At 60.9% G+C, this 24,358-nt stretch carries 22 protein-coding genes, 1 tRNA gene and 1 pseudogene; 12 read left to right on the plus strand and 12 right to left on the minus strand.

Annotation, left to right across the window (positions count from 1 at the left end):
- Nucleotides 1-58: 58 nt before the first annotated feature.
- On the plus strand, nucleotides 59-2,080 hold the full coding sequence (locus G7025_RS00005; protein WP_181075609.1) for an FIST N-terminal domain-containing protein: 2,022 nt from the start codon (nucleotides 59-61) through the stop codon (nucleotides 2,078-2,080).
- 73 nt (nucleotides 2,081-2,153) lie between these two features.
- Here the strand turns inward: G7025_RS00005 and G7025_RS00010 are convergent, their stop codons facing one another.
- Together G7025_RS00010 and G7025_RS00015 are read right to left on the minus strand one after the other, a co-directional pair.
- On the minus strand, nucleotides 2,154-3,500 hold the full coding sequence (locus G7025_RS00010) for a hypothetical protein (protein ID WP_181075611.1): 1,347 nt from the start codon (nucleotides 3,498-3,500) through the stop codon (nucleotides 2,154-2,156).
- Between the two features lie 107 nt (nucleotides 3,501-3,607).
- A complete protein-coding gene (locus G7025_RS00015) occupies nucleotides 3,608-4,123 on the minus strand; it encodes a hypothetical protein (protein WP_181075613.1) in 516 nt (171 codons plus the stop codon).
- A gap of 241 nt (nucleotides 4,124-4,364) precedes the next feature.
- Here G7025_RS00015 and G7025_RS00020 point away from each other — a divergent pair, with 241 nt between their 5' ends.
- From G7025_RS00020 to G7025_RS00040, 5 genes and pseudogenes are all read left to right on the plus strand, one after another.
- Nucleotides 4,365-4,547, plus strand: coding sequence for a hypothetical protein (locus tag G7025_RS00020; RefSeq protein WP_181075615.1), 183 nt, complete (start codon nucleotides 4,365-4,367; stop codon nucleotides 4,545-4,547).
- Nucleotides 4,548-4,626: 79 nt separating this feature from the next.
- Nucleotides 4,627-5,034, plus strand: a complete 408-nt coding sequence (locus G7025_RS00025; protein ID WP_181075617.1) for a hypothetical protein — start codon at nucleotides 4,627-4,629, stop codon at nucleotides 5,032-5,034.
- A 52-nt stretch (nucleotides 5,035-5,086) separates the two neighbouring features.
- Nucleotides 5,087-5,506 (plus strand): annotated as a pseudogene (locus G7025_RS00030) (alpha/beta hydrolase family protein); the annotation flags it as partial.
- Between the two features lie 290 nt (nucleotides 5,507-5,796).
- Nucleotides 5,797-7,023, plus strand: a complete 1,227-nt coding sequence (locus G7025_RS00035) for an MFS transporter (RefSeq protein ID WP_181075619.1) — start codon at nucleotides 5,797-5,799, stop codon at nucleotides 7,021-7,023.
- Nucleotides 7,024-7,034: 11 nt separating this feature from the next.
- Nucleotides 7,035-8,423 (plus strand): aminotransferase-like domain-containing protein, encoded by a 1,389-nt coding sequence (locus tag G7025_RS00040; protein ID WP_181075621.1) that lies wholly within the window; start codon nucleotides 7,035-7,037, stop codon nucleotides 8,421-8,423.
- Here the strand turns inward: G7025_RS00040 and panB are convergent.
- Complete coding sequence (gene panB / locus G7025_RS00045; RefSeq protein ID WP_181075623.1) at nucleotides 8,411-9,226, minus strand: 3-methyl-2-oxobutanoate hydroxymethyltransferase; 816 nt, start codon at nucleotides 9,224-9,226, stop codon at nucleotides 8,411-8,413. The genes G7025_RS00040 and panB overlap by 13 nt on opposite strands.
- Nucleotides 9,227-9,390: 164 nt before the next feature.
- Between panB and G7025_RS00050 the strand changes: the two genes are divergently transcribed.
- On the plus strand, nucleotides 9,391-9,552 hold the full coding sequence (locus G7025_RS00050) for a DUF2986 domain-containing protein (protein ID WP_181075625.1): 162 nt from the start codon (nucleotides 9,391-9,393) through the stop codon (nucleotides 9,550-9,552).
- A gap of 1 nt (nucleotide 9,553) precedes the next feature.
- Here the strand turns inward: G7025_RS00050 and G7025_RS00055 are convergent, their stop codons facing one another.
- Complete coding sequence (locus G7025_RS00055; protein ID WP_181075627.1) at nucleotides 9,554-10,765, minus strand: YeeE/YedE family protein; 1,212 nt, start codon at nucleotides 10,763-10,765, stop codon at nucleotides 9,554-9,556.
- A gap of 130 nt (nucleotides 10,766-10,895) precedes the next feature.
- Here G7025_RS00055 and G7025_RS00060 point away from each other — a divergent pair, with 130 nt between their 5' ends.
- The gene (locus G7025_RS00060; protein ID WP_027604002.1) at nucleotides 10,896-11,075 is read left to right on the plus strand and encodes a DUF1289 domain-containing protein; all 180 of its coding nucleotides are present in this window, start codon (nucleotides 10,896-10,898) and stop codon (nucleotides 11,073-11,075) included.
- 9 nt (nucleotides 11,076-11,084) lie between these two features.
- Here the strand turns inward: G7025_RS00060 and G7025_RS00065 are convergent, their stop codons facing one another.
- Both G7025_RS00065 and G7025_RS00070 read right to left on the minus strand, forming a co-directional pair.
- A complete protein-coding gene (locus tag G7025_RS00065; RefSeq protein WP_181075629.1) occupies nucleotides 11,085-11,882 on the minus strand; it encodes a DNA/RNA non-specific endonuclease in 798 nt (265 codons plus the stop codon).
- Nucleotides 11,883-11,975: 93 nt separating this feature from the next.
- Nucleotides 11,976-13,193: an MFS transporter gene (locus G7025_RS00070; RefSeq protein WP_181075631.1), complete on the minus strand. Its 1,218-nt coding sequence runs from the start codon at nucleotides 13,191-13,193 to the stop codon at nucleotides 11,976-11,978.
- 123 nt (nucleotides 13,194-13,316) lie between these two features.
- Between G7025_RS00070 and G7025_RS00075 the strand changes: the two genes are divergently transcribed.
- Complete coding sequence (locus G7025_RS00075) at nucleotides 13,317-13,967, plus strand: TetR/AcrR family transcriptional regulator (protein WP_181075633.1); 651 nt, start codon at nucleotides 13,317-13,319, stop codon at nucleotides 13,965-13,967.
- A gap of 35 nt (nucleotides 13,968-14,002) precedes the next feature.
- Here the strand turns inward: G7025_RS00075 and G7025_RS00080 are convergent, their stop codons facing one another.
- Nucleotides 14,003-14,461: an Hsp20 family protein gene (locus G7025_RS00080; RefSeq protein ID WP_181075634.1), complete on the minus strand. Its 459-nt coding sequence runs from the start codon at nucleotides 14,459-14,461 to the stop codon at nucleotides 14,003-14,005.
- A 168-nt stretch (nucleotides 14,462-14,629) separates the two neighbouring features.
- Complete coding sequence (locus G7025_RS00085; protein ID WP_181075636.1) at nucleotides 14,630-16,483, minus strand: ABC transporter ATP-binding protein; 1,854 nt, start codon at nucleotides 16,481-16,483, stop codon at nucleotides 14,630-14,632.
- 126 nt (nucleotides 16,484-16,609) lie between these two features.
- Between G7025_RS00085 and G7025_RS00090 the strand changes: the two genes are divergently transcribed.
- The gene (locus G7025_RS00090; RefSeq protein WP_181075638.1) at nucleotides 16,610-17,422 is read left to right on the plus strand and encodes a DUF1206 domain-containing protein; all 813 of its coding nucleotides are present in this window, start codon (nucleotides 16,610-16,612) and stop codon (nucleotides 17,420-17,422) included.
- Nucleotides 17,423-17,534: 112 nt separating this feature from the next.
- Here the strand turns inward: G7025_RS00090 and G7025_RS00095 are convergent.
- Both G7025_RS00095 and G7025_RS00100 read right to left on the minus strand, forming a co-directional pair.
- Nucleotides 17,535-17,610, minus strand: a tRNA-Asn gene (locus tag G7025_RS00095).
- 60 nt (nucleotides 17,611-17,670) lie between these two features.
- On the minus strand, nucleotides 17,671-18,567 hold the full coding sequence (locus G7025_RS00100) for a LysR family transcriptional regulator (protein WP_181075640.1): 897 nt from the start codon (nucleotides 18,565-18,567) through the stop codon (nucleotides 17,671-17,673).
- 101 nt (nucleotides 18,568-18,668) lie between these two features.
- Between G7025_RS00100 and lldD the strand changes: the two genes are divergently transcribed.
- Nucleotides 18,669-19,811: an FMN-dependent L-lactate dehydrogenase LldD gene (lldD, locus tag G7025_RS00105; RefSeq protein WP_181075642.1), complete on the plus strand. Its 1,143-nt coding sequence runs from the start codon at nucleotides 18,669-18,671 to the stop codon at nucleotides 19,809-19,811.
- 273 nt (nucleotides 19,812-20,084) lie between these two features.
- On the plus strand, nucleotides 20,085-21,011 hold the full coding sequence (locus G7025_RS00110; protein ID WP_181075644.1) for a GGDEF domain-containing protein: 927 nt from the start codon (nucleotides 20,085-20,087) through the stop codon (nucleotides 21,009-21,011).
- Between the two features lie 21 nt (nucleotides 21,012-21,032).
- On the opposite strand, the gene G7025_RS00115 is transcribed toward G7025_RS00110, so the two are convergent.
- Both G7025_RS00115 and G7025_RS00120 read right to left on the minus strand, forming a co-directional pair.
- Nucleotides 21,033-21,812 carry a TenA family transcriptional regulator gene (locus tag G7025_RS00115; protein ID WP_219855123.1) on the minus strand — a complete coding sequence of 260 codons (780 nt, stop codon included), beginning with the start codon at nucleotides 21,810-21,812 and terminating at the stop codon, nucleotides 21,033-21,035.
- A gap of 77 nt (nucleotides 21,813-21,889) precedes the next feature.
- Nucleotides 21,890-24,352 carry an EAL domain-containing protein gene (locus G7025_RS00120; protein ID WP_181075648.1) on the minus strand — a complete coding sequence of 821 codons (2,463 nt, stop codon included), beginning with the start codon at nucleotides 24,350-24,352 and terminating at the stop codon, nucleotides 21,890-21,892.
- Nucleotides 24,353-24,358: the final 6 nt, after the last annotated feature.

Genomic DNA, 24,358 nt, shown 5'->3' on the forward strand with positions numbered 1-24,358 from the left:
GCCGATAACCCTACTAACCGCATGCCCCCCGCATCCCCATTCGACCGAGCCCCACCCCATGAATCCACTCGCCCTTCTGAAAAAATCCCGGCCCGCTCGCCAAGGCACCACCACCCTCACCTGTACCGCCAGCGACCTGGACGCCGCTTTATCCGCCCAGCGCATCACGCCCACGCTGATCACCGGTTTCATCTCGCCGCACCTGGACATCGACGCCATCGCCGCCAAGCTCAAACGCCGGTTCCCGCACGCTACCATAAGCCTTTGCACCACCTCCGGCGAGCTCTGCAATGCGCCCAATTCGCTGTATTGCGCCACCGGCGAGCGCTGGGATCGGATTGTGTTGCAGTTGTTCGACGACAGTGTGATCGCCTCGGCCGAGGTGGTGATGGTGCCGTTGGAGTGCGAGGACATTCGCAGCGGTGGCAAGCGCCTGGGCATGCAGGAGCGAATTGCCAAGTTGGTGGCCAATATCAAGCGTGTGCAGGTGCGCACCTCGATCGATCATCGCGATACGCTGGCGTATGTGGTGTTCGATGGGCTGTCGGCGTCGGAGTCGTTTTTTATGGAGGCGTTGTATGAGTCGGGGCGATTCCCGTGTTTGTTTGTAGGGGGATCGGCCGGGGGTAAGTCGGATTTCCAGAAGACGCTGATTCATGACGGCCAGCGCAGCTATCAGAACCATGCACAGATTGTGTTCCTGAAGACGGCGGCGCATGTGCGATTTGGGGTGTTCAAGAGCCAGAACTTTAAACCGGCGGATTTGACCTTCAGCGTGCTGACTGCTTCGGTGGAGGACCGCACCATTGACCAGGTCATCGACAGCGCGGGCAACATCAAAAGCATGGTGCAGGCGCTGTGTGATGCCTTCAATTGCACGCCCCAGGCGCTGGAGCCGAAGCTGGCGGATTATTCGTTTGCCATCCGCGTGGGCAGTGAGTTGTTTGTGCGCTCCATCGCGCGCATCGACTATGAGCAGCAGATCGTGCAGCTGTTCTGCGACGTGGCGCCGGGCGAAGAGTTGGTGATGGTGCGGCGTACACCATTGCGCGAGGCGACGCGCCGGGACTATGAACAATTCCTACGCGGCAAGGGCGGCCAACCGGTGGCGGGCATCTTGAATGACTGCATCTTGCGGCGGCTGAACAATGGCGCCGAACTGGGCAGCATGGCCGGCACGTTCGGCGATGTGCCGCTGGCGGGGTTCTCCACCTTTGGCGAAATCCTGGGTTTGAACCTTAACCAGACACTGACGGCGATTTTCTTTTTCCGGGTGGGCAAAGGCGCAAGTTTCAGTGACGAGTACGTGGACAATTTCATCGCCCATTACGGCGAGTTCAAGGCATTTTTCTTACGTCGGCAGGTGAAGAAGCTGGCGGGATTGAACCATGTAGTGGTCAAGCAGATTGCCGCGTTCAAAAACAACGACTTTGCTAACACCCTTAATACCCGCGGGCTGGATCGCAATATCCTGCCGGTGTTCGAGGGACTAGCGGACTTGGGTATGGTGCTGGCCCAGGCAGAGCGCCAGCAGGAAGACATCGCAGCGCAACTCAAGCATTACTCGGGCGAGTTGCACGCGTCGATGGATGAATTGGTGGGGACCATCGACCAGCAGAACGCGGTGTCGGCCCAGGCCGGGTCCACGGTGGAAGGCTTGTCCAGCCAGGCGGATGTGGCGGTGGAAGGGGCGCGTACGCTGGCGGGTTCGAGTTTGCGTATTCAGTCGATCGTGCAGGTGATCCAGCAGATCGCCGGGCAAACCAACCTGCTGGCGCTCAACGCGGCCATTGAAGCGGCACGCGCCGGTGACCTGGGCCGTGGGTTTGCGGTGGTGGCGGACGAAGTGCGCAAACTGGCGGAAATCACCCGTAAGAATGCGGCGGAAATCGGCGTGGATATTGACCTGCTGTCCAGTGAGATCCAGCGCGTTGCCCAACAGATCGAAGACCAATCCACCGGGGTCGGCGCGCTGCGCGAGATGCTCGATGCGCTGGAAGCGTCGAGCCGCGCCACTGAGGGCACGGCGCAGCGGACCAAGACAATTGCCGATACGTTGACGGGGCTGACGCATGCGTAGGGGCAAACCGCGCCGCCAGGGCTGTAACGCTCGTTCGCTGCTAGCCACCGCGGCGCCCGGCTGATGCACCGTTTCACGGTTTTAAACTTTTGATCAGGTTGAACACATTGCCGGCCCAGAACCAACGCTTGGTCGGCGTTTCGCGGTTGCCTGAAAGGGCCTCAAGCAGGGTGCGGTCACGCGCTGCGCCTGTGGCAAGGCCAGGCTCTGAGCGCTGCGGACCAGCAAGATCAGAAGGCTCGACTGGCTTGATCAGCAAGCCAGTGGCCTGGTCTATTGTATAGCCCGCTGCCTTGCCTTTTTCAAAGAGGGTCCAGACGCCGTTTAGTCTACCCGCAAGTGCCTCGGAGGGCGCAAGCCTCATGGATTCGTGGGTGGTCACAACGATGTTGTCTTCGACCGGGGTCGCTTTAAAAGTGGTGAACTCATCGCCGAGCGCAGTTTGCATGCCACCTTCGTCAGAGAACCTATTCACCATTTTTTCCAGGAACGGCAGGCCGCCGATATTGGAGAGCGCCCCGTAATCCGGATTGAGGATATGCCGCAAATAGCCCTGATCAAGTCGGGTACTGGTAATGGCCGTACCGTTCAATATGCGTGAGGCCGTTTCGGCGTCTTCTTGCTTGAAGTTGAACGTTACGCGATAGCCCTGTGCATCGTAGCCATTATTGGAGCTCAACTGCTGGCGCCCATCGGTCGCACGACGATAGCTGCCAAGTGAATGAGCCAGTTGGTCCACGTAGCCCAGATCGGCACCCTCCTCCTGTAAGTAGGCGTACATATCCGAGATCAGTGCACGATCATCGCGGTGCAAAAATTCAAAAACGCTCTGGCCCGCGTTCTCGTAGGTCGCAGGCGGCAGGGCGACCGGCGGCTCGTGGCTACCGAACAAGCGCGCAACCATCAGCTCGCGGCCGGGACCTGGCGTTGAACTGGCGACTGTCGGAGACACCGCAGACTGCATCTGCAACCAAGCGGCGCGTCGTTCATTAATGGTGAAGATGCCGCCGTCATCGTGGGCAATCAAGCTCAGTTGATCGCGGGCCAGGTCTTTGAACGGGTTGACGTCACTGCCGTTGACGAAGCCGGTAGCTTGCCGAGCCCGCGCCCTCAGGACCGGGTCATCGGCAACGGGAGTCTCTGCGTCGTGCTGCGCTTTACCGGCGATATAGTGGCCGCCTGTGATCGGTTCAAGCAGTTTGGGGTCTTGCTGGACGACACGGTTCTCGGCATGTATTGCGGCTTCACTTAACTGACGCGCAAGGATCGAAACGGTCTCGGTCGCCGTGTGACTATTGGGTGAAATAACCACACTCGCACGCTCACTCGCAGGCACGACAGCATGGTCGCCATAGACACTAACGGACCGACTTGCCAAATCACGGTAAGACGACGAGGCATCAGGATTTAGATTGACCACGACGGCACCCCTCCTTCATAAGGGAGTAGCGATAACGCTACCTAAAAACACCTCCAGTTACTATAAGTCATCCGCAGAGGATTTAGCTGCGGGCACTTCGCGCCGCATCAATATCGATATCGGAAAGTTACCGAGTCGGCACCCGCAGGTCGGGTATAAGGGGGTGTTCCACCTAATACATAATGCTTGATAGTGACGCGCACACCGTGATCAAAGCTCTGGTTATTAAAGTCGTAAAGAGTTCCGGACGATCCCGAGCGTATATCTACACAATTTTCTTGAGAACTGTAAGGACGGTAATAGCAAAACTGCACCCGTTGAGTCACGCTGCCTGGGTAATAAGTGGTATTCCATTGAATTTCCAGCAACTGCTTGGGATTTATGAGTGTGCCTTGTGGAATATCCGAGGTAAAAACATTAAAACTTACGAGCCCAACACCAGGACTGGTATCAGAATTCGACAAAACAAGTACGGGGCTTGGGGCGCCAACTTTGGTGATAGACTGCTCCTCCGCATCTGATTTTCCACCTACCAATATCATCCATACAAAAAGCAATACAACGGTGAATGTCTTTAAACTCAAACTACGTAGCAATAACGAGGACATAACTGGACTGCTCATATCGCACCTTCCTGTCATAATTGGCCAATCTAATTAATTCCAATCCTGCAATATGAATACGCCTCTACCATTGCATGAATTTTCAGCCAAGGTAAGTTACCAACGTCCTAAAAACATGAAGTCCCTATCTGTAAGACCTTTATGTAAGAACTCGCCAGCAACTTCCTAATCCCGTCTTGCAGCTATAAAAATGCCTGTTTTTCGGCGTCGTGTTCGCCCTTCAAACGCCGCGCAAACAGGTGTGGATATCGACGTGTTATCGGGCAAGCTCCAGCACGTTGCCCAACAGAGCGAAGACCAATGCTCCGGCGTCGGCGCGCTGCGCGAAATACTTGACGCGCTGGGACCGTCCAGCGCCACCGAAGGCACGGCGCAGCGAACCAATACGATTGCGGATACGGTGACGGGGCTGCCCCAAGCGTAAGTGGCGAGGACGTCCTTTCGTTGCGCTGCGGGAGGAGAAAACATCTACAATCGCGCTCCCCCAAGCTCGGAGTGCTGCCATGCCACGTTTCCTGCCCCTGCTTCTGCTGCTGTTACCCGGCATGGCTCATGCACTCCCGGCCCTGCAGGACACCACACTGTACGGCGAAAAAGCCAAGGACTGCCAAGACGTCGACCTCGCCACCTGGCAGCACCCGACCCGCACCCTGCTGGAGAAAAACAGTTTTCAGCTCGAACGCATCCAGCTCTGTAACGGAGGGCGTTATCCGATTTTTCACGTGCAGGCACCTTACGATCCCCGGGGTCAGACCAAGGATTTTTTCTTGCCGCTGTACGAAAATATGCGCAAGGCCAACGGTAAATGGCCCTTCGCATTAGTCGACCGCAGTGACGCGGTGGTGGTGTATGTGAGCTACCCGCAAAGCAACGGAATATCGCTGAATTATGAGGGTTACGCGATGCCGTAAGCGAACGCCCCGGGTCATGACACTCGGCCTCCGATCAAGGACGATATCACCAATGAAAACCGCACTGCGCACCCTGCTCCTGCTATCCCTGGCCACTCCCGCCTTCGCTGCCCAAAGCCCTGTCGGCTTCAAGACCGCAACCCTGCCCGATGTGCAAAACAACCGCCCGTTGGAACTGACTGTCTGATACCCCGCCGCTACCGGCGCGGTGCCCGAGCTGATCGCCGACAACCCGGTGTTCGTCGGCGCCCCGGCCGTGCAGAACGCGCCGGTGGTGGCCGGGGAGCCTCCGCTGGTGGTGCTGTCCCACGGTTACGGCGGCAATTGGCGCAATCAGGTGTGGTTGGCCAGCGCATTGGCGCGGCTGGGCTATATCGTGGCGGCGGTCAATCATCCTGGGACCACCAGCAAAGACCGCAGCCCCGCCGCCGCCGCGCAGTTGTGGCAAAGGCCCAGGGACGTGAGCCAGGCCACGGGCGGTGATTCAGCAGCAGGTGGTGGGGCTGATCAGTGAGTTTTTGGGGCGCGCGTTTCGCAATTAAGCAACGCAGGTTGCTCACTCACAATGCATCAAATGATCGTTGCAACGCGCAGCGCGGGACCGATCATCACATACGCCTAGCTCAACCCCCTCACATCGATAGCACTGATGATTACTATCGAACCGCTCGCCTATAGGGTGGCCAGGCCCGATTCCTATAATCGCCTCCCATTCTTCCCCTTCGCCTGGCCTCAGGCGACATTCCCTTGGAACCCAGTACCATGCCAAGCGCCCCTCAGGCCCCCAGCGGCCGTCCCGAACATAATCAACAAAGCGTCAAACAGCAGTGGCTGGCGATTCTCTCGGTCGCGGTGGGGGCATTCGCCCTGGTGACCAGTGAGTTTCTGCCGGTGGGTGTGCTCAACGACGTGGCCGGCGACCTCGGTATCAGCGCCGGCCACGCCGGGCTGATGGTCACGCTGCCGGGCATCATGGCCGCACTCGCCGCCCCGTTCCTGTCGGTGAGCATCGGCGCGATGGACCGACGCTACCTGCTGATCGGCCTGACGTTGATCATGATCATCGCCAACTCGGTCGTGGCCTTTGCCAGTGATTTCAGCCTGCTGTTATTCGGCCGTGTCTTGCTGGGGATCAGCATCGGCGGTTTCTGGGCGACGGCCATCGCCCTCAGTGGGCGCCTGGCGCCCAGGGGCGTGGACGTGGCGAAGGCCACCTCGATCATTATGATGGGCGTGACCCTGGCCACCGTGCTCGGCGTGCCCGTGGGCACCTGGCTCAGCGGCCTGATGGGGTGGCGCATGACCTTTCTGGTGACCGCGCTGCTGGGCGTTCCGGTGCTGCTGGCGCAGGTGTTCCTGCTGCCCCGCCTCACCCCGGAGAAGGCCATTCGCATCAGTGACCTGCCGGCGTTGTTTATCAACCCACAGGCGCGGATCGGGTTGATCGCGGTGCTGTTGATCGGCCTGGCGCATTTTGCGGCCTATACCTATGTCGCGCCGTTCTTCAAATACAGTTCCGGCTTCGATGGGCCGACGATTGGTTCGCTGCTGTTGCTGTTCGGCGTGGCCGGGGTGTTCGGCAATATCTTCGCCGGTTTCGCCGCCAACCGCAGTGTGCGTCACACCCTGTTGCTGGTGGCCCTGATGATCGGCACCAGCACCGCGCTGTTCCCTCACTTCGCCACCGGTATGACCGGCGCCGCCATGCTGATCGGGCTGTGGGGCTTCGCCTTCGGTGCCTTCCCGGCCTGTGCCAGTATCTGGATGTTTGTGGTCGCACCCAAGGATGTGGAGCGCGGCATGCCGCTGTTTGTCGCGTTGTTCCAGGTGATCATTGCCTTGGGTTCGTTCTTCGGCGGGCGCATCGTCGACCAGTTGGGCAGCTCGGTGCTGTTGAGCCTGGCCACGGCCCTGGTGGGCTGCGGTTTTGTTACAGTGCTGGTGCTGGGGCGCAACATCAGTAATAGCTTGGTGGCCCAGCCTGGCTAACCCGAGGGCTCATGGATACCGCCGACGACGCTTCTTTCGCCTATCAGGCGGTGTACCGTTACCTCGTCGAGTTGATCGAGGCGAGCCCTTCGACAGCTGAACGCAAGCTGCCGTCCCTGCGCCAGTTGGCACAGCGCCTGGGGGTGTCGGTGTCGACCACCAAGTACGCCTACGCGCTGCTGGAGGACGAGGGACGTGTCCAGGCCAGGCCCAAGCTTGGCTATTTCACTCGGGCCGTGCCGGGGCTGTTCGCGCGCGAAGGTTCGCCTGATTTGCTCGACCGGGTATTCGCCCATGCCCGCCAGCCGGGCATGCTGGCCCTGAGCAGCGACGCCCCGGCGATGCTGCTGTCGTTGGAAAACCCCTTGTTGATGATGGAGCGCGAACTGGCCCGCCAGTACCCACGCTCCCTCACCCCTCTGTACCTGCCATTCGGCGAGCCCGAGTTGCGTGCGGCGCTGGCCGCGCGCTACACCCAATCCACTCACAACTATTGGCAAGCCGAACAGGTGTATATCGGCTCGGACCTGCACAGCGTGCTGGACCTGTCGCTCAGCGCTTTGGGGTTGCGCGGCACGCTGGCGGTGGTGGAATCGCCGTGTTCTTGGGCGGTGCTGCGCCAATTGCAGGCGGCGGATATCCGCGTGATTGAAATGCCCCTCGGCGCGGACGGGCGCTTCGACCTGGCCGCCTTCCAGGCGCTGCTGGAGCGAGAGCCGATCCGCCTGGCCGTGCTGTCATCCAGCGTGAACGCGCCCCAGGGCGGCGTGATGCCGGCGCAGGATAAACAGCAGATCTGCGCCTGGTTGGCGCAGCAGGATATCTGGCTGTTCGAAAACGACACCTACGGCGAGCTGTATTTCGAGGCGCGCCCCGCCCGCTACCGCGACTTTGCCGACCCGCAGAAGCTGCTGGTGTTCTCGACCTTCGACAAGGTGATCGGCGCGGAGGCGCCCTACGGCTATGTGCTGTGTCGCGCGCAAGGGTCTCAGTTGCAGCGGTTGTTCCTGGCGCGCGGGTTTCGCCTGTCGCCCATCCGACAGAAAGCAATCGCCAAGCTGTTCACCTCCAGGCGCATCGACCAGCACCTGGTGACGCTGCGCGCCGCATTGCAGGAACGGATGACGCGCCTGAAAGCCCTGCTCGGAACGCACGACGAATGGCACGTGGTCGAACCCCAGGGCGGCGCGAGTTTCTGGCTGGAGGCCAGGCGCCCGGTGGACATGCGGCAGGTGTTCGAGCGCCTGCTGGCTCAACGCATCGTGATCGCCCCAGGCCAGTTGTTCAGCCTGCACGGCAGCTGGGCGCAGCACGTGCGCCTGAGCTACACCCTCGACTGGAGCAAGGACATCGCCCAGGCCGTGCAATTGCTGGCCCGGGCGATCCGTCACAGCCCGTAGCAGTGCCGCGCTTCGGGGAAGCGGCCGTGGCGCACGTCGTCGGCGAACTGCCCGCACGCCTCGCGGATCACCGCGCCGACATCGGCGTACTGCTTGACGAAGCGCGGCAGACGCTCGCCGCCCAGGCCCAACAGGTCCTCGGTGACCAGCACCTGCCCGTCGCAGGCCGGTGAAGCGCCGATGCCGATGGTGGGCTTGTCCGAATCGTGGGTAATCTGCCGCGCCACGCCTTCGGCCACCCCTTCGAGCAGCAGGCTGAAGGCGCCCGCCTCCAAATTGACGCGGGCGTCTTCGGCAATCACGGCGCCGGTTTGCGCCGTGAGCCCCTGCGCTTTGAACCCACCCATCACATTGACGAACTGAGGCATCAACCCCACGTGCGCCATCACCGGAATACCGCGCGCCACCAGAAACGCCACAGTGCCCGCCAACGCTTGGTTGGCCTCCAATTTGACCGCGTCGCAGCCCGTGCGCGCCAACACCTGGGCACAATTGCGAAAAGCCTGTTCATGGGATTCCTGATAGCTGCCAAACGGCATGTCGGCAATCACACAGGCCAGGCGGGTGCTGTCGACCACCGCGCGGGTGTGGCCGATGATTTCTTCGAGCTGCATGCTCAAGGTCGACGCCCGGCCATAGCCGACCATGGCCGTGGAGTCACCGACCAGAATGAAGTCCACCAGTGGGTCGATCAGCTTGGCGATAGCGCTGGTGTACGCCGTGAGGGAGACGATTTTCTGCTGGCCTTTCATGGCGACCAGCTCAGGCACGGTCATGCGTTGGGTTCGGATGTGCAGGCTCATGGTGTGTTCCTTATAGCGTTCAATACTCGGGAGTTGCGGGGCCCGAGTATTAGCCAAAGGCATGGCGATTCAATGCACAGATCGGCACTGAAAAACGACCCAGGCAGCGGGGCCGGGTTTTGAAGCTGGTATCATCCGCGCCTGCACACTCCAGGTAACTACCTATGAATCGCCAGAAAAAACTGCAACAGCTGTTCAAGGCCAAGGCCAAAAAGGCCAGCGCCAAATTGGCACCCAAAAGCAAGGACCGCTACATCAGCAAGGCCGAGCGGGAAAAGCTGGCGGCCGAGGCCGCACAGGCGCCAAGCGTTTGCCCGGAGGACTGATTCAGCAACCGCTCAGCGCCACCTGGGGCCGCTCGCCCGCAAAGAAAAACGGCCGCAGGCGCACACCCACGCTGTTACCGATAAACGCCGCCACCAGCCACACCCAGCCATGCAGGCTGCCCGAGGCGATGCCGCTGAAGTAGGCGCCGATGTTGCAGCCGTACGCCAGGCGCGACCCGTAGCCGAGCAGCAGCCCGCCGATCACCGCCGCCAGCAGCGAACGCGCCGGGATCTTCAGGCTGGGGGCAAAACGCCCGGCCAGGCCGGCAGCCAGCAGCGCACCGAGGACGATGCCGATGTCCATGACGCTGGTGATGTCTTCCCATACCGGCGCGGCCAGGGCCTTGGCATTGCCCGGCATTTGCCAGAACGCCCAGCTGGCCACGTCCACACCCAAGCCGCTCGCCACCTTGGCGCCCCACAGCGCGAATGCCGACGTAATCCCCCACGGCCGCCCGGCCAGCGCCAAGGTGGCGTAGTTGAGCAGCGCCAGGCCAATCGCGCCCCACACCAATGGCCAAGGCCCGCGCAGGAAGCGACGCAAGCCGTGATGTTCGCTCGTGACGCCCGCTTCCAGCTGGCCGTGACGGCGTTTTTCCAAGCGCACGGTGACGGCCGTAATGATCGCAAACATGGCCAGGCTGGCGAGCAGCGCGGGCATTACGCCGAAGCTTTTGACGATGGACACCGCCGGGAACGCCGGCAGCGCAAACCACCAATCCACATGGTGCGTGGCGATCAGCGAGCCGCAGATAAAGAACAACAGGGTCACCAGCATGCGTGCATTACCGCCGCCCACCGTGAACAACGTGCCCGAGGCGCACCCGCCGCCCAACTGCATGCCGATGCCGAAAATAAACGCGCCAACCACCACCGACACCCCGGCCGGCGCCACCAGCCCGACCACCGGTTGCCCGAACAAGGTGCCCGCCCCCAGCGCCGGGAAAAACAGCAGCACCGCCAGCGCCAGCATCACCATTTGCGCCCGCAGGCCGGCGCCACGGCGATCATTGATAAACACGCGCCAGGCGGAGGTGAAACCGAAGGCAGCGTGGTAGAGGGTCAGGCCCAGTGCGGCGCCGACCACCAGCAACAGCACCTGGCGCGAGTCGACGCTGCTTTGCAGGAACAAGGCGCCCAGCACCAGGATCATAAAGGCCACCAACGGTGCGACAGGCCGGCGCGCGGGAGCGAGAGGAAGCGAGGTGCTCATGAGGTATCTCGGTTGGTTTGAAGAGGTGATTGCGAACGGGTGAGTATAACCTGTGGGCGCTGTCGAGCTTCAGCGAGGCGGCGATCGCGCTGACAGGATGCGTCCCTTTACGGTTTTGCGAGGTGAAATCTTGGCTAAAGACATCGAAAACCCCTGCGTCTCCACTTGCCAGCTCAGCGGCGACCTGTGCGTCAGCTGCGGGCGCAGCAAGGACGAGATCCGCAAGTGGAAACGCATGAAACGCCCCGAAAAAATGGCCGCGGTGCAACGCGCAACCCAACGCTTGAAAGCGTTGAAAAAAGCCAGGTAAGCCGCTTGATCAGGTGCGCCCGACCGACCCCGACACCGGCAGATTACCCAGCAGTTTAAGCCCGGTGCTTTTCACGAAGGCGTCGTAGTCCATGGGCTTTTGAATGCGGGTCTCGGCGTTGGGCAACACGTAGGCCCAGGCGCGCTGGGACGATGCGTCGTACACCAGCTTGAACAGCCGCGTCGGCACCCAGACCTGGTTGGCACCGATGGTGCCGTAGCCCTCGTCGAACAACGGCCCGGTGAACACGTACACGTCGCCGCCGGCGCGCAAGGCGAACTTGCGCACATCGGCCTCGACCTTGCTCCAGATCTTGCGGTTGTTGGTGGGGTCCTGGGGCACCATGTTCGACAGCGCAAACGACTGGGCCATGGCCTTGGCGTCGGGTGCATCGGCAGCGGGGGATTGATGGCCGCGATCCATGGCCGGTTGCAGGCCACGGTAGTCGCTCAGCTCCGCGCGCGCGCCCTTGGGAATGCGCGGGTCCGCATAGAAATGGTTGGTACGTTCTTCGCCTTTCGCGTCCTTGAGCTGGCGCGCGTTGAGACGCTCCACCACCACCAGCGGCGTCTTGCTGGTCTGCGAATACAGCACCGCGAAATGGTCGGAGCACAACGCCAGGGGTTTCATGCCGGCGGGGATGGTCGCGGTTTTGATCGGCGTCGCGCCTGGAAAGACATCGGCGCAGTGGTCGAACGACAATTGTCGTTCCTGAGGGGAGTAAAGGTCTATCGCGCCACGAGCCTGTGCCCCGGCTGAAAACAAAACAAAGGCCGATAGCCCAACTGCAATTTTGCGTAGGTGCATGGATTGAATCTTCGAAAGAGAGTGACGCGGCAGGCCCCGCGTACGGGGCCAAGTGAATGATATTTCGAGGATTATGGACTAACGAATGTCAGATTAGTGCCCGAGCGATGTAGGTTTTCCCGCACCCCGCGCGCCCGGCTTGAAGCCATGGGCGCTGGCCGCCCAGGCAATGGCAAACGCCACGCCCACCAATAGCAGCATCGCCCACGCAAATGCGGCCACACCCCACGTGTCCAGCAGCACCCCACCTGCCACGCCGCTGCCCGCGATCGCGCTGTTCCACGCCACCACGTTCAGCGACAACGCCACATCCGCGCCATCCCCCGCCGCATCCGCCAGGGCGGTTTGCAGCAAGGTCGCGGCACCGCCGAAGCTCAGGCCCCATACCGCCACGCCGAGGTAGATCACCTGCGGCACCTGCCCCAGCAAACCGAATAGCACGCTTACCGCCGCGAACGTCGCCAGGCTCACCAGCACAGTGTTGCGTAATAACGGCTCGACCAGTCTGGCCGTGACCCAAATGCCCGCTAACGCGGCGATGCCGAAGACCAGCAGGACCAGGTCCACGCGCTCGGCCAGGCCCGCCGGCGTCACGAATGGAGCAATGTAGGTGTACAGAATGTTGTGGGCCAACATCCAACTGATCACCACTGCCAGCACCGGGCGTACGCCCGGCGTGGTCAATACCTTGCGCAATGAGCGGCGTTGATGCGCGGGCTGCGGCGCGAAGTCCGGGACTTTCACCAACACCCAGCCGATCAGCACCAGGCTCACGCCCGACATCAGCCCAAAGGTGGTGCGCCAGCCCACCAGGCCACCGAGCCAGGTGCCCAGCGGCACACCCAGCGACAGCGCAATCGGCGTACCCACCATCGCCAACGCCAGCGCCCTGCCCTGTTGATGCGGCGCGACCATGCGCCGTGCGTAACCAGCCAGCAGGCTCCAGGCCAGCCCCGCCGCCACCCCGGCGAAAAAGCGCGCCACCAGGGTTACGCCATAGTGGGACGACAACGCGGTGATGGAATTGAACAGCAGGAAGCCGACGATGGTCAGCAGCAACACGTTGCGCCGGCGCCAGCCGCGAGTGGCAATGGTCATGGGGATCACCGCCAGCACCGACCCCAGCGCATACGCGGTGACCATCTGCCCGGCCATCGACGGCGAAATCTCCAGGCCGTCACTGATCAACGGCAACAGGCCGGCGGGCAGGGTTTCGGTGACGATGCAGATGAAACCGGTCATCGCCAGCGCGAGCAAGGCGCCGATGGGCAAGCGGTCGGACGAAGCCGATAACGTCAGTGAGGGGGTCACGGGAAACTCCTTGAGGAACGGATTTAGATACTGATCGATACAAATGTTGCAGGGGACCGCAACGCGTTGTCAACGACTTATGTATCGACTAGTATTTATCTCGTTTTGCAAAGGAGACGTCACATGGCACAAATGGGCCGCCCACGTAGTTTTGACCGTGAACAGGCCGTGGAACAGGCCCTGCATCTGTTCTGGCAGCACGGCTATGACGCCACTTCCCTGGCCCAGCTCAAGGCCGGACTGGGCGGCGGCATTTCCGCGCCCAGTTTTTACGCCGCCTTCGGCTCTAAAGAAGCGTTGTTCGAGGAGTGCGTGCAGCGCTACCTGGCCACCTACGCCCAAGTTACCGAATGCCTGTGGGACGAATCCCTGTCGCCGCGCCAAGCCATCGAAACCGCACTGCGCCAATCGGTACGCATGCAATGCGAAGACGGCCACCCCAAGGGCTGCATGGTGGCGCTCGGCGTGATGAGCGCGCCAAGCCCGGAGAACGCGCGGGTGGCGAATGCGCTGAGCCAGTCGAGGTTGCGCACGCGGGCCGGGATTGTGGCGTGTGTGGAACGGGCTGTGCGTGATGGCGAGTTGCCTCAGACGACCGAGGCTGCGGTGATGGCGAGCGTGTTTGACAGTTTTTTGCAGGGGGTGTCGATCCTGGCGCGGGATAACGTGCCCCATGCAAGACTCGATGCAGCAATCAGCCAACTGCTGGTGACGTGGGACGTCGCGGCCTCTACCGTGGCGCCCGCGGGGCGTGAAGTGGGTTGCGAAAAATAAAGGCGCTCCGAAGAGCGCCTTTATTCATTGCTGTATTACTGCTCGCTGATCGACTTCACGTCAGCCTTGCTCGCACCGCCAATCGCAATACGCTTAGGCTTGGCTTCCTCCGGCACGACTCTGAGCAGATCAATGCTCAACAAGCCATTGGAGAGCTGCGCGCCCTGCACTTCGATGTGGTCGACCAGGCGGAACGACAAGCGGAACGCGCGCTGGGCGATACCTTGGTGCAGGTAGGTGACGTTTTCATCGTGTTCGCGCTTGCCGCCGGCGACGGTCAACACACCTTTTTCTACCTGGATCTCCAGGTCGTCCTCCACCAGGCCGGCAGCTGCGATAACGATCCGATAGTGGTCATCACCGTGCTTTTCGACGTTATGGGGTGGGTACGTGGTACCGGCCTCGCTGCGAAGCGCCGATTCAAAAAGGTCGTTGAAACGGTCAAAGCCAACGGAGTGGCGGAACAGTGGGGCCAACGAGAGAGTAGTAGCCATTGCAAAATCTCCTGAGTTTTCTCCAAGTGATTTGATACGCGACCCGTATTCGGCATCGCGTAAAACCTAAGTAGGTTCAGGGGGAAAAATTTCAAGCGCCGACCAAAAAAAATTTTCGCGGCGGATGACTGGCTGTTCGGCCCCTCGGAAGGGGCGTGCTGGGCAGGCCTATTCAGTGGTCTCGGCCACCCCCTGATCCTCCCCCAGAAACCCGCCGCTCTGGTGGTGCCATAAGCGCGCATACGTGCCGTTCTTCCTGAGCAGTTCAGCGTGGGTGCCTTGCTCGATGATACGGCCGTTATCCATGACGATAAGCCTGTCCATGGCCGCAATCGTGGACAGCCGATGGGCGATGGCAATGACGGTCTTGCCCTTCATCATTTCATCGAGGCTTTCCTGGATGGCGACTTCCACTTCTGAATCCAGCGCGCTGGTGGCCTCGTCAAGCAGCAGGATCGGAGCGTTCTTGAGCATCACTCGGGCGATGGCGACCCGTTGACGCTGGCCGCCGGACAGCTTGATGCCACGCTCGCCAACCAGCGTGTCGTAGCCAGAGTGACCTTGCTTATCGCTCAGTTGGCTGATGAAACCGTCGGCCTGGGCACTGGCTGCAGCACTGCGGATTTGCTCATCGGTCGCGTCGGGGCGCCCATAGGCGATGTTGTCGCGAATCGAGCGGTGCAGCAGGGACGTGTCCTGGGTGACCATGCCGATAGCGCTGCGCAGGCTGTCCTGAGTGACCTGCGCGATATTTTGCCCATCGATGCAGATCTGCCCCTTGTCCACGTCATAGAAGCGCAACAACAGGTTGATGAGCGTGGATTTACCGGCGCCGGAACGCCCTACCAGGCCGATCTTTTCGCCTGGGCGGATGTTCAGGCTCAGGCCCTCGAGGACCTGGCGTTCGCCGTTGTAATTGAAGCTCACATTGTCGAAGGTCACCGCGCCGCCGCTGGTTACCAGCGTGGCGGCGTCCGGCGCGTCCTGCACCTTGGGCCCGCGGGTCAAGGTTTGCATGCCATCCTGCACGGTGCCGATATTTTCGAACAGCGAGGTCATCTGCCACATGATCCAGTGCGACATGCCGTTGACGCGCAGCGCCATGGCGGTAATTGCGGCTACCGCGCCGGTGCCGACTTCGCCTTGGTGCCACAGCCATAGGGCATAACCGCCCGCGCCCATGATCAGCGCGACCACCAATGCCTGATTGACGATCTCGAACTGACTGACCAGGCGCATCTGGCGAAAGCCGGTCTGCTTGAAATCCTCCATCGCCGCGCGCGCGAAATGCGCCTCACGCTTTGAGTGGGAGAACAACTTCACGGTGGTGATGTTGGTGTAGGCGTCAGAAATGCGCCCGGTCATTGATGACCGCGCATTGGCCTGTTCCTGCCCGACTTTGCCCAGGCGCGGCACGAAGTACCACATGGCCAGGCCGAATAACGCCAACCAGCCAATGAAAGGCAGCATCAATTTGGGATCAAAGCCGCCGGCCAGCGTGATAAGCGCGATGAAGTACACGCCGATTCCAGGCGCCATCTCGATCAGGGTGAACAGCACCTCGCGTACCGACAGCGCCGTCTGCATTACCTTAGTGGTGACGCGGCCGGAGAACTCATCGGAGAAAAAGGAAAGGCTCTGTCGCAGCATCAGTCGATGGAAATCCCAACGCAGCCGCAACGGCAGATTGATCGCCAATATCTGGTGCTGCACCATCGTGCGCAGCGCAACCAGGCCGATACTGGTCACCAGCACGATACCGATCCCCCACAGCACCCGGCTTTCCTGCCCGGCTGCATCGCCGCCGGCTTGCCAGGTCGACAGCAGGTCCACGACCTGTCCGAGAAAAGAAAACAGCCAGGCCTCGTAAATCGACACACCGGCGCTGAGCAGCGCGAGCACGACGATATAACCACGGGCACCACGGGTGCAGGCCCATAAAAATCGCGCCAGGCCTTCCGGAGGCGGGGGAGTCTCGTCGGGCGGGAAAGGGTCGAGCCGTTGTTCGAATACGCGAAGCATGGGGTTCTCCAGAACGGTCTAGTGAGGGGATTCTGGCATTTAAAGGATGGCTTGAGGGCGTATCGGGATAGAACCCCTCCCGGCAAGAAGGGTCTGCTCTTGAATCAGATCTCAGGAATCCATCGAATGTCAGCGCAAAACAGTCTTGTGATACTTGCTCGAGGAGGCTATGCCGCCCGGGGCGTGCTGTATCTGATCATCGGTATCTTCGCACTGCTGGCAGCCCAGGATTCGACCAAACCCAAGGATAGCCACAAGAGCCTGGAAGCCGTGCTCAGCCAACCGTTCGGCTATTTTTTAATTGGGATTGTGGTAGCAGGCCTGCTCTCATTCGCGTGTTGGCGCGTGCTGCAGGCTACCCGCGACGTCGATCATCACGGCAAGGAATTCAAGGGCCTGGTGATTCGAACCGGTTTATTTGCCGGGGGGATGGTCAATGGCGCTCTGGCGTTTTTTGCGCTGGGTCTACTGATAAGCGGCATTAAAAGCTCGGGCAATTCCACGGGGCAGGCCAAAGACTGGCTGTCCCATCTGTTGTCTTGGGAACACTCGAACATGCTGGTGTACCTGATCGCCCTCATTCCGCTCGGAGTGGGCATTGCTCACATCATCAAGGGCTGGAAGGCATCGTTCGAAAAATATTTTGAGGCCGACGAAGATGTCATGCGCTACGTGCGCCCCGTCTCACGATTCGGACTGATCGCCCGTGGCGTGGTGTTTTTAGAAATTGCCGTGTTATTGGCGATCAGCGGTTCCACTTATCAAGCCATGGACCCACCCGGTATGAAAGAGGCACTGGATGCGCTCCAGAACCTACCCGCTGGGTGGTTGATCTTGATGGTGATGGCCCTGGGGCTGATTGCTTTTTCGGCTTACAGTTTCTCTGAAGCGTGCTGGCGCAAAATCAACATGGATGTGCCGGGGGTGGCGAGGACGTAAGACCGTGTTCATTCATAGCGGGATTAGAGACGCGTTCATGCTGTGAGCTTTGACTCCGCCGGAAAAATCCAAGGCAAAAAAAAACCTGCATCGCTGCAGGCTTTTCCCTATCTGGCTCCACGACCTGGACTCGAACCAGGGACCCAATGATTAACAGTCATTTGCTCTACCAACTGAGCTATCGCGGAATGCGCCGTATGTTACTGATTGAAAAGGAGAAGTCAAGCATTGCCTGGTAAACGGAGCGTTTAGATTCTTTGCGCACTGCCCAGTGGCTGTTCGGCGGCCAGGTCCAGCCAAGCGCGGGCGGCGGGTGGCAGGTGGGCGTTGGCGCGCCAGGCCAGGGCGATGTGCCAGTCGGTGTGCGGTTCGTCCAGTGCGATCAAGGCGATGCCGGCGTGTTGATGCTTATGCGCCAGCATGCGCGGCAGAAAGGCCACGCCCAGGCCGGCGGCGACCAGGTCGACGATGAAGTCGATCTGCCCGCTGCGTGCGGTCACGCGAGGGTTAACGCCTTTGCGTTCACAGGCGGCGAGGATCTTGGCGTTCAGGGCGAAGCCAGCTTCGAACAAAATGAAGGGCGAGTCGGCCAGGTCGGTGAAGTCAATGCGTTCGCGCCCGGCCAAGGGGTGATTGAGCGGCAGCACCGCGATCAGCGGTTCATTACGCACTGGTTGGTAGTCGAACACGTCATCGACCGGCAGCAGCAAGGCGGCCAGGTCCACCTCCCCCGCTTCCAGGCATTCGCGCAGTTTTTTGCTGCCGTATTCGGTCAGTTCGATGTCGATGTCCGGGTAGCGGCTGCGGTAGGTGGCGAACATGGTTGCAAACAGCACGCCGCAGCCCACCGGGGGAAGGCCGATGCGCAACCTGCCACGCTTGAGGCCGCGCAGGTCGTTGATCTCGCTGACCAGGTCGCTGTGTTCGGCCAGCAATACCTGGGCGCGGCGGTAGGCAATTTCGCCGGCAGCTGTCAGTTGGTTGCGATGGCCGAGGCGATTGAGCAGCGGCATGCCCAGCTCCTCCTCCAGGGTCCTGACCGCCTTGCTTACGGTGGATTGGGTCAGGGACACCACCTCGGCGGCCTGGGAGAAGCCGCCCTGGCGCACCACTTCGACAAAGGCGCGCAGCGTTCTGAGGTTCATCGGTATTCCCTTGGCGACTGGCAGCCAGTAATAAAAGTTGTTTTTATCATGCCAGAAGTTGGCTTATGGTGGAGCCACCTTGCCCTGTGGATTGACTGTTGATGATCATTTCGTCCGCCTCCGACTACCGCGCCGCCGCGCAGCGCAAATTGCCGCGTTTTCTGTTCGACTATATAGACGGCGGTGCCTATGCCGAACACACGCTGCGAGCCAACAGCGCGGACCTGGCCGACATCAGCCTGCGCCAGCGCATCCTGCGCAATGTGGACAACCTCAGCCTCAGCACCACCGTGCTCGGCCAGACCCTGGCGATGCCGGTGATCCTGAGCCCGGTGGGCCTGACCGGCATGTACGCCCGTCGAGGCGAGGTGCAGGCGGCCAAGGCGGCGGCCAACAAGGGCATCCCGTTCTGCCTGTCGACGGTGTCGGTGTGTTCAATTGAAGAAGTCGCCTCGCAAAGTCCGCAGGCGATCTGGTTTCAGCTGTATGTGCTCAAGGATCGCGGTTTTATGCGCAATGCGCTGGAACGCGCACAGGCAGCCGGGGTCACCACGCTGGTATTTACTGTGGATATGCCCACGCCGGGCGCGCGTTATCGCGATGCCCACTCGGGCATGTCCGGGCCGTTCGCGGCATCGCGGCGCATGCTGCAGGCCGTCACCAAGCCACAATGGGCCTTCGATGTGGGGCTGATGGGCCGCCCCCATGACCTGGGCAATATCTCCAAGTACCTGGGCAAACCCACCCACCTGGAAGACTACATCGGCTGGCTGGCCAGCAATTTCGACCCATCGATCAGCTGGAGCGACCTGGAATGGATCCGCGAGTTCTGGAAAGGCCCGATGATCATCAAGGGCATCCTCGACCCCCAGGATGCCCGGGACGCGGTGAGCTTCGGTGCCGATGGCATCGTGGTATCCAACCACGGCGGCCGCCAACTCGACGGCGTGCTGTCCACCGCCAAAGCGTTGCCGACCATTGCCGATGCCGTGGGCGATAACCTGACGGTACTGGTGGACTCCGGCATCCGCTCCGGCCTCGACGTGGTACGCATGCTCGCCCTCGGCGCCAAGGCGTGCCTGCTGGGCCGCGCGCCCTCCTATGCGTTGGCCGCCGACGGGCAGCATGGAGTAGAGAACCTGCTGGATATCTTCGCTAAGGAAATGCGCGTAGCCATGACCTTGACTGGCGTGACGTCCGTCGCGCAGATCAATCACGATACGCTCGTGCAGGCAGCCAAATAACTGACGTGGCCCGCTGCGCGCCAGCTCGGGCGGTAGGGAAGCGTCATTGATTTAAAAGGATATTTATTTATTTAAACAAAGTGGCATGAATCTCGCTCTAACCTCTTCCAAGCAGGTCGAGCGATGACACGACGTGCGGCGGTGCCCAGGGGTTAAAACCCTCTGCAAAGCGGTTTAGACTGTTCCCCTGTTTTACGTAACTGACGGAACAGCAAGACCCCTCGCACTCGCCACACTCATCGGGCCTGTAAGACACTTAGAGGCCCTACGCTTATGAAAGCTCCTACCCAGACCAACGCAATTGATTTCGACCGCGCCAAATTGCAACGTCTGGGTTTCGGCCAGCCGTCTCTGCCTCCTCGACGCCCTACGACCATTACTCAACTGCGCCAGCAACTGACCCTGCAACTGCAGACCAGCCTGGAACCCGAGCGCATCCTCGGCGTGTTCTTTCGTGAGGTGCAACGCCTGGTTCCGCTGGACGCCCTGCATTACCGTCACGAAACCAGCGACCTGCGCCTGGAATTCGGCCAGCGCGGCCACCACTCCGTGAGCTACAGCCTGAGCCACGAAGGTGAACACCTCGGCGAATTGATCTTTCGGCGCAACCAGCGCCTGACAGAGGAAGAGCTGGGCCAGCTCGAATCGCTGCTGGCCACCCTGCTCTACCCGATGCGCAACGCCCTGCTCTACCGTGCGGCGACCCGCAGTGCCCTGCGTGATCCGCTGACCGAGACCGGCAACCGCATCGCCATGGACCAGACGCTGCAACGAGAAATCGACATGGCCCGTCGGCATATGAGCCCGCTGTCCTTGCTGATGCTGGATATCGATCATTTCAAGACGATCAACGACACCCACGGCCACGCCGCCGGCGATGACGTGCTGCGCAGCGTCGCGGCGACCATCAAAGCGCAATTGCGCAATGTGGACATGGTATTTCGCTTCGGCGGGGAAGAGTTTCTGATCCTGCTGTCCAACACCAGCCGGGAAGCGGCGGCAATGGTCGGTGAACGCCTGCGCAAGGCAGTGCAGGCCCAGGACTATTGGGCGGACGGCAAACGGATCGAATTGACGGTAAGCCTGGGTTGTTCGACTCTGCTGGCCGCCGAGTCGGTCGAAAGCGTGCTGCGCCGGGCCGACAACGCCCTGTATGTGGCCAAGCGCGAAGGCCGCAACCGCCTGGCAATGGCGGGGTAGGCACCCCGCCATCGCATCCTGTCAGGCCTCGCTGGCGACGCGTGCCGGGCGCTCGCGCACGGTGGCGCTCGCGATGCCGGCAGGCTTGTCTTTTTCCAGACGCATGCAGCTTTCCAGGAACAGGTACATATAGTCGTAGCTTTTGCACACGGCCTGGCGCAGCTCCACCTGCAGGGCCTTGCTGGGGTTCATCCCGGCCAGGGTGCAGATGATTTCCAGGGCTTCCCATGGGTGCGCATCGTCGTACTGGGCGTGCATCTTCAACCACTTCATCGCCCGCTTGCGCTCCTCCTCGGGGAAGGCCGCCGCGTACACGCCGGTGGAGCACACCACGGCCGACCACTCCCCGGTCGCGCCCTCGATCGCGTAGTTGGTGGCGGCAATGGCCACGATCAGCGAGTCGGCCGAACTGGTGTGCCAGCACCAATGACTCAACGCGTGCAACTCAGGCGGTACGTTCTGGGCCTGCAGCTCTTCCAGGCTGACGCCATGGGCCGCGGCCCAATTCACCCAATAATCGGCGTGGTTGAGTTCCACGCGAATATTGCGCATCAGCCACCGGCGCGCCATATCCTCCCCAGGATGGCGGGCAAACTTGGTCTTGGTGAGGTTCTGTGCCATGTATAAGGCAAACTGTTCCACCACAGGCCAGCCACCGATGAGGTAGTGGCGCAGGGTACGTGCGCTCAGCGTGTTATCGCGCATGCGCTGGTACAGTTCGTGTTCGACCACCCGGCGCTTGCTCTCGCTACAGTCCTGGATCAGTTGCTGTGCCCAGGCGGGGTAACTTGAGGCTTCCATCAGCGGGCCGGTTCTGTTGAATGTGTCGATCACTATAAGGCTCCTTTTTAAGTGTGATTTACAGACCGGCGGTTGTTTCAGCGGAATGTGCCGGGCGCCTTGAGCAACAAAGGCTGCGGCCGCTCGGGTCGACACTGCAGGCTGTCAAAGGTAAACAATTGCGGCTGTTCGATCAGGTAGCCCTGAGCGTAATCCACACCTATGTCGAGCAGTGCCTGTTCGATCTGCGGTGTTTCAACAAACTCGGCAATTGTGCGCTTACCCATGACGTGGCCGATGTGGTTGATCACTTCGACCATGGCGCGGTTAATCGGGTCGTCCAGCATATCCTTTACGAAACTTCCATCGATCTTCAGGAAGTCTACAGGTAAATGTTTCAGATACGCGAACGAGGACATTCCGGCGCAAAAATCGTCCAGCGAAAAGTGGCAACCTAACGCTTTGAGTTCATTAATAAAACGAATGGCGCTGCCCAAATTGGCGATAGCGCTGGTCTCGGTTATTTCAAAACAAATCATTTCCGGCGCAATGCGATAAGTCTCGAATTTCTCATGTAAAAATCCTAAAAAGTCGTCATCTCCGATGGTGATGCCTGACAGATTAATCGCACACATGGCCATAGAACGGCCCGGACGCTCCTGCTGGCAACGGGCTATGATCTTGAACACGTTCTCGACCACCCAACGATCCAGGGATGTCATCAGGCCATAACGCTCGGCCGCCGGGATAAAACTGTCGGGCAGGATGATGCGGCCGGCTTCGTCGTGCAGGCGCAACAGGATTTCGATGTGCCCGCTGCCACCCTCGGTGGGGCCGAGGGCCGCGATTTCCTGGGCATACAGGCAGAAGCGGTTTTCTTCCAGCGCCATGTGCAGGCGCTGCACCCAGGCCATCTCGCCAAAACGCACGGACAGCTCGGAATCGTCGGGGTGATACACCTGCACGCGGTTGCGGCCCTTTTCCTTGGCCATGTAGCACGCCATGTCCGCGGCGCGCAGCGACGCTTCCAGGCTGGTCGGGGTATGGGCGATATGCACCAGGCCGATGCTCACGGTGGTCACGAACGGCCGGCCCTTCCACACAAAATGCAGGCTCTGCACGGTATGGCGCAGGCTCTCGGCGATTTTTTCCGCCGCGTGCGCCGGGCAGTTTTCCAACAAAATGCCGAACTCATCGCCGCCCAGGCGAGCCAGGGTATCGCCTTCACGCAGGTCCGACTGCAACAACGCGCAGATATGCCGCAACAGTTCATCGCCCGCCGCATGGCCACAGGTATCGTTGACCAGCTTGAACTGGTCCAGGTCCAGAAACATCAACGCGTGCCGCGCGCCTGGCTGACTGGCCGCAGGATGCAGCACCTGCTCCAGGCGGAATTCGAATTCGCGGCGGTTGGCCAGGCCGGTCAGGGCGTCGTGGGTTGCCTGCCATGACAGGTTGGCAATGTATTGACGCTCCTGGGTCATGTCATGCAACACCAGCACCGCGCCGCTGACCTGGCCGCCGCTGCGGATGGGCGCGCCCACCAAGGTGACCGACACCGTGCTGCCATCCAGGCGCTGGATGGTCTTGGCATGCTCGCTGCCGCCCCTGAGCTGGCCCTTGACGATGTGCTCGATCAGGGTAAAGGCATCGGGCTGGGCATTGTCATCCAGCAGGTTGAACAGCGCCGCCAGGGGCAGGCCCTGGGCCTGGCTCGACTTCCAATGGGTGAGCGCCTCGGCCGCCGGGTTCATGTAAGTAATGGCGCCATCGACATTGGTCGTAATCACACCGTCGCCAATCGACTCCAGAGTGATCTGCGCCCGCTCCTTCTCTACCTGCAAAGCATTGGCAAAGGCATGACGCTGGGCCAGCAACTTATGGGTGCGCAAAAGCGCCAGCACGATCAACCCCAGGGCGGTGGCCAGGTTGGTGATCAGTAACAGCCGCAGGATCACCCGCGAACCTTCGCCCAAGGCGTCGCTGAAGGCTTTGGCGGCCGGCGTCACACCGTCGTTGATCGCGATGATATGCGCCTTCCATTGACGCACATCGTTGGCGTTGACCCGGTCGGCACTGATCGCGGCGTGCATCTCGCGGGCCAGGTTGTCCAGCTGGACCAGGTAGCCATCGCCCACCGTCCATAGCTCGATGGCCTTTTCCAGGTAGCTGAAATGGCGAAAGTTCAGGTACAGCCAGATCAGGCTGGAGACGTCGTCCGGGTGATTGCCGCCCTTGAGGATGCCCAGGCGCGCGGCGTTCAGGTCGGGCGTGGGACGATCCAGGGCGATGCGCAGCTCGTGGCCGCCCTGGGGCACCGCAATGGCCTGCTGGTATTTGAGGTAGGTGCTTTCGTCGCGGTTATCGGCGTACAGCGTCAGATAATAGATGGCATCCTTCTGGCCTTTGGACCACAGGCTTTCGCCGCCCACATAACCGCGCACCGCCGAAAGCATGTACAGGCTGACGCAGCCCAGCAGTGCCTGGAACAGCACAACCGCGATAAAGGGCCACACAATGCCCAACAGCCGAGGCGTTCCGAGAGTCCGCTTTCGCTTCATGAAGTC

Source organism: Pseudomonas lurida, assembly GCF_013522705.1.
Taxonomy (GTDB): domain Bacteria; phylum Pseudomonadota; class Gammaproteobacteria; order Pseudomonadales; family Pseudomonadaceae; genus Aquipseudomonas; species Aquipseudomonas quebecensis.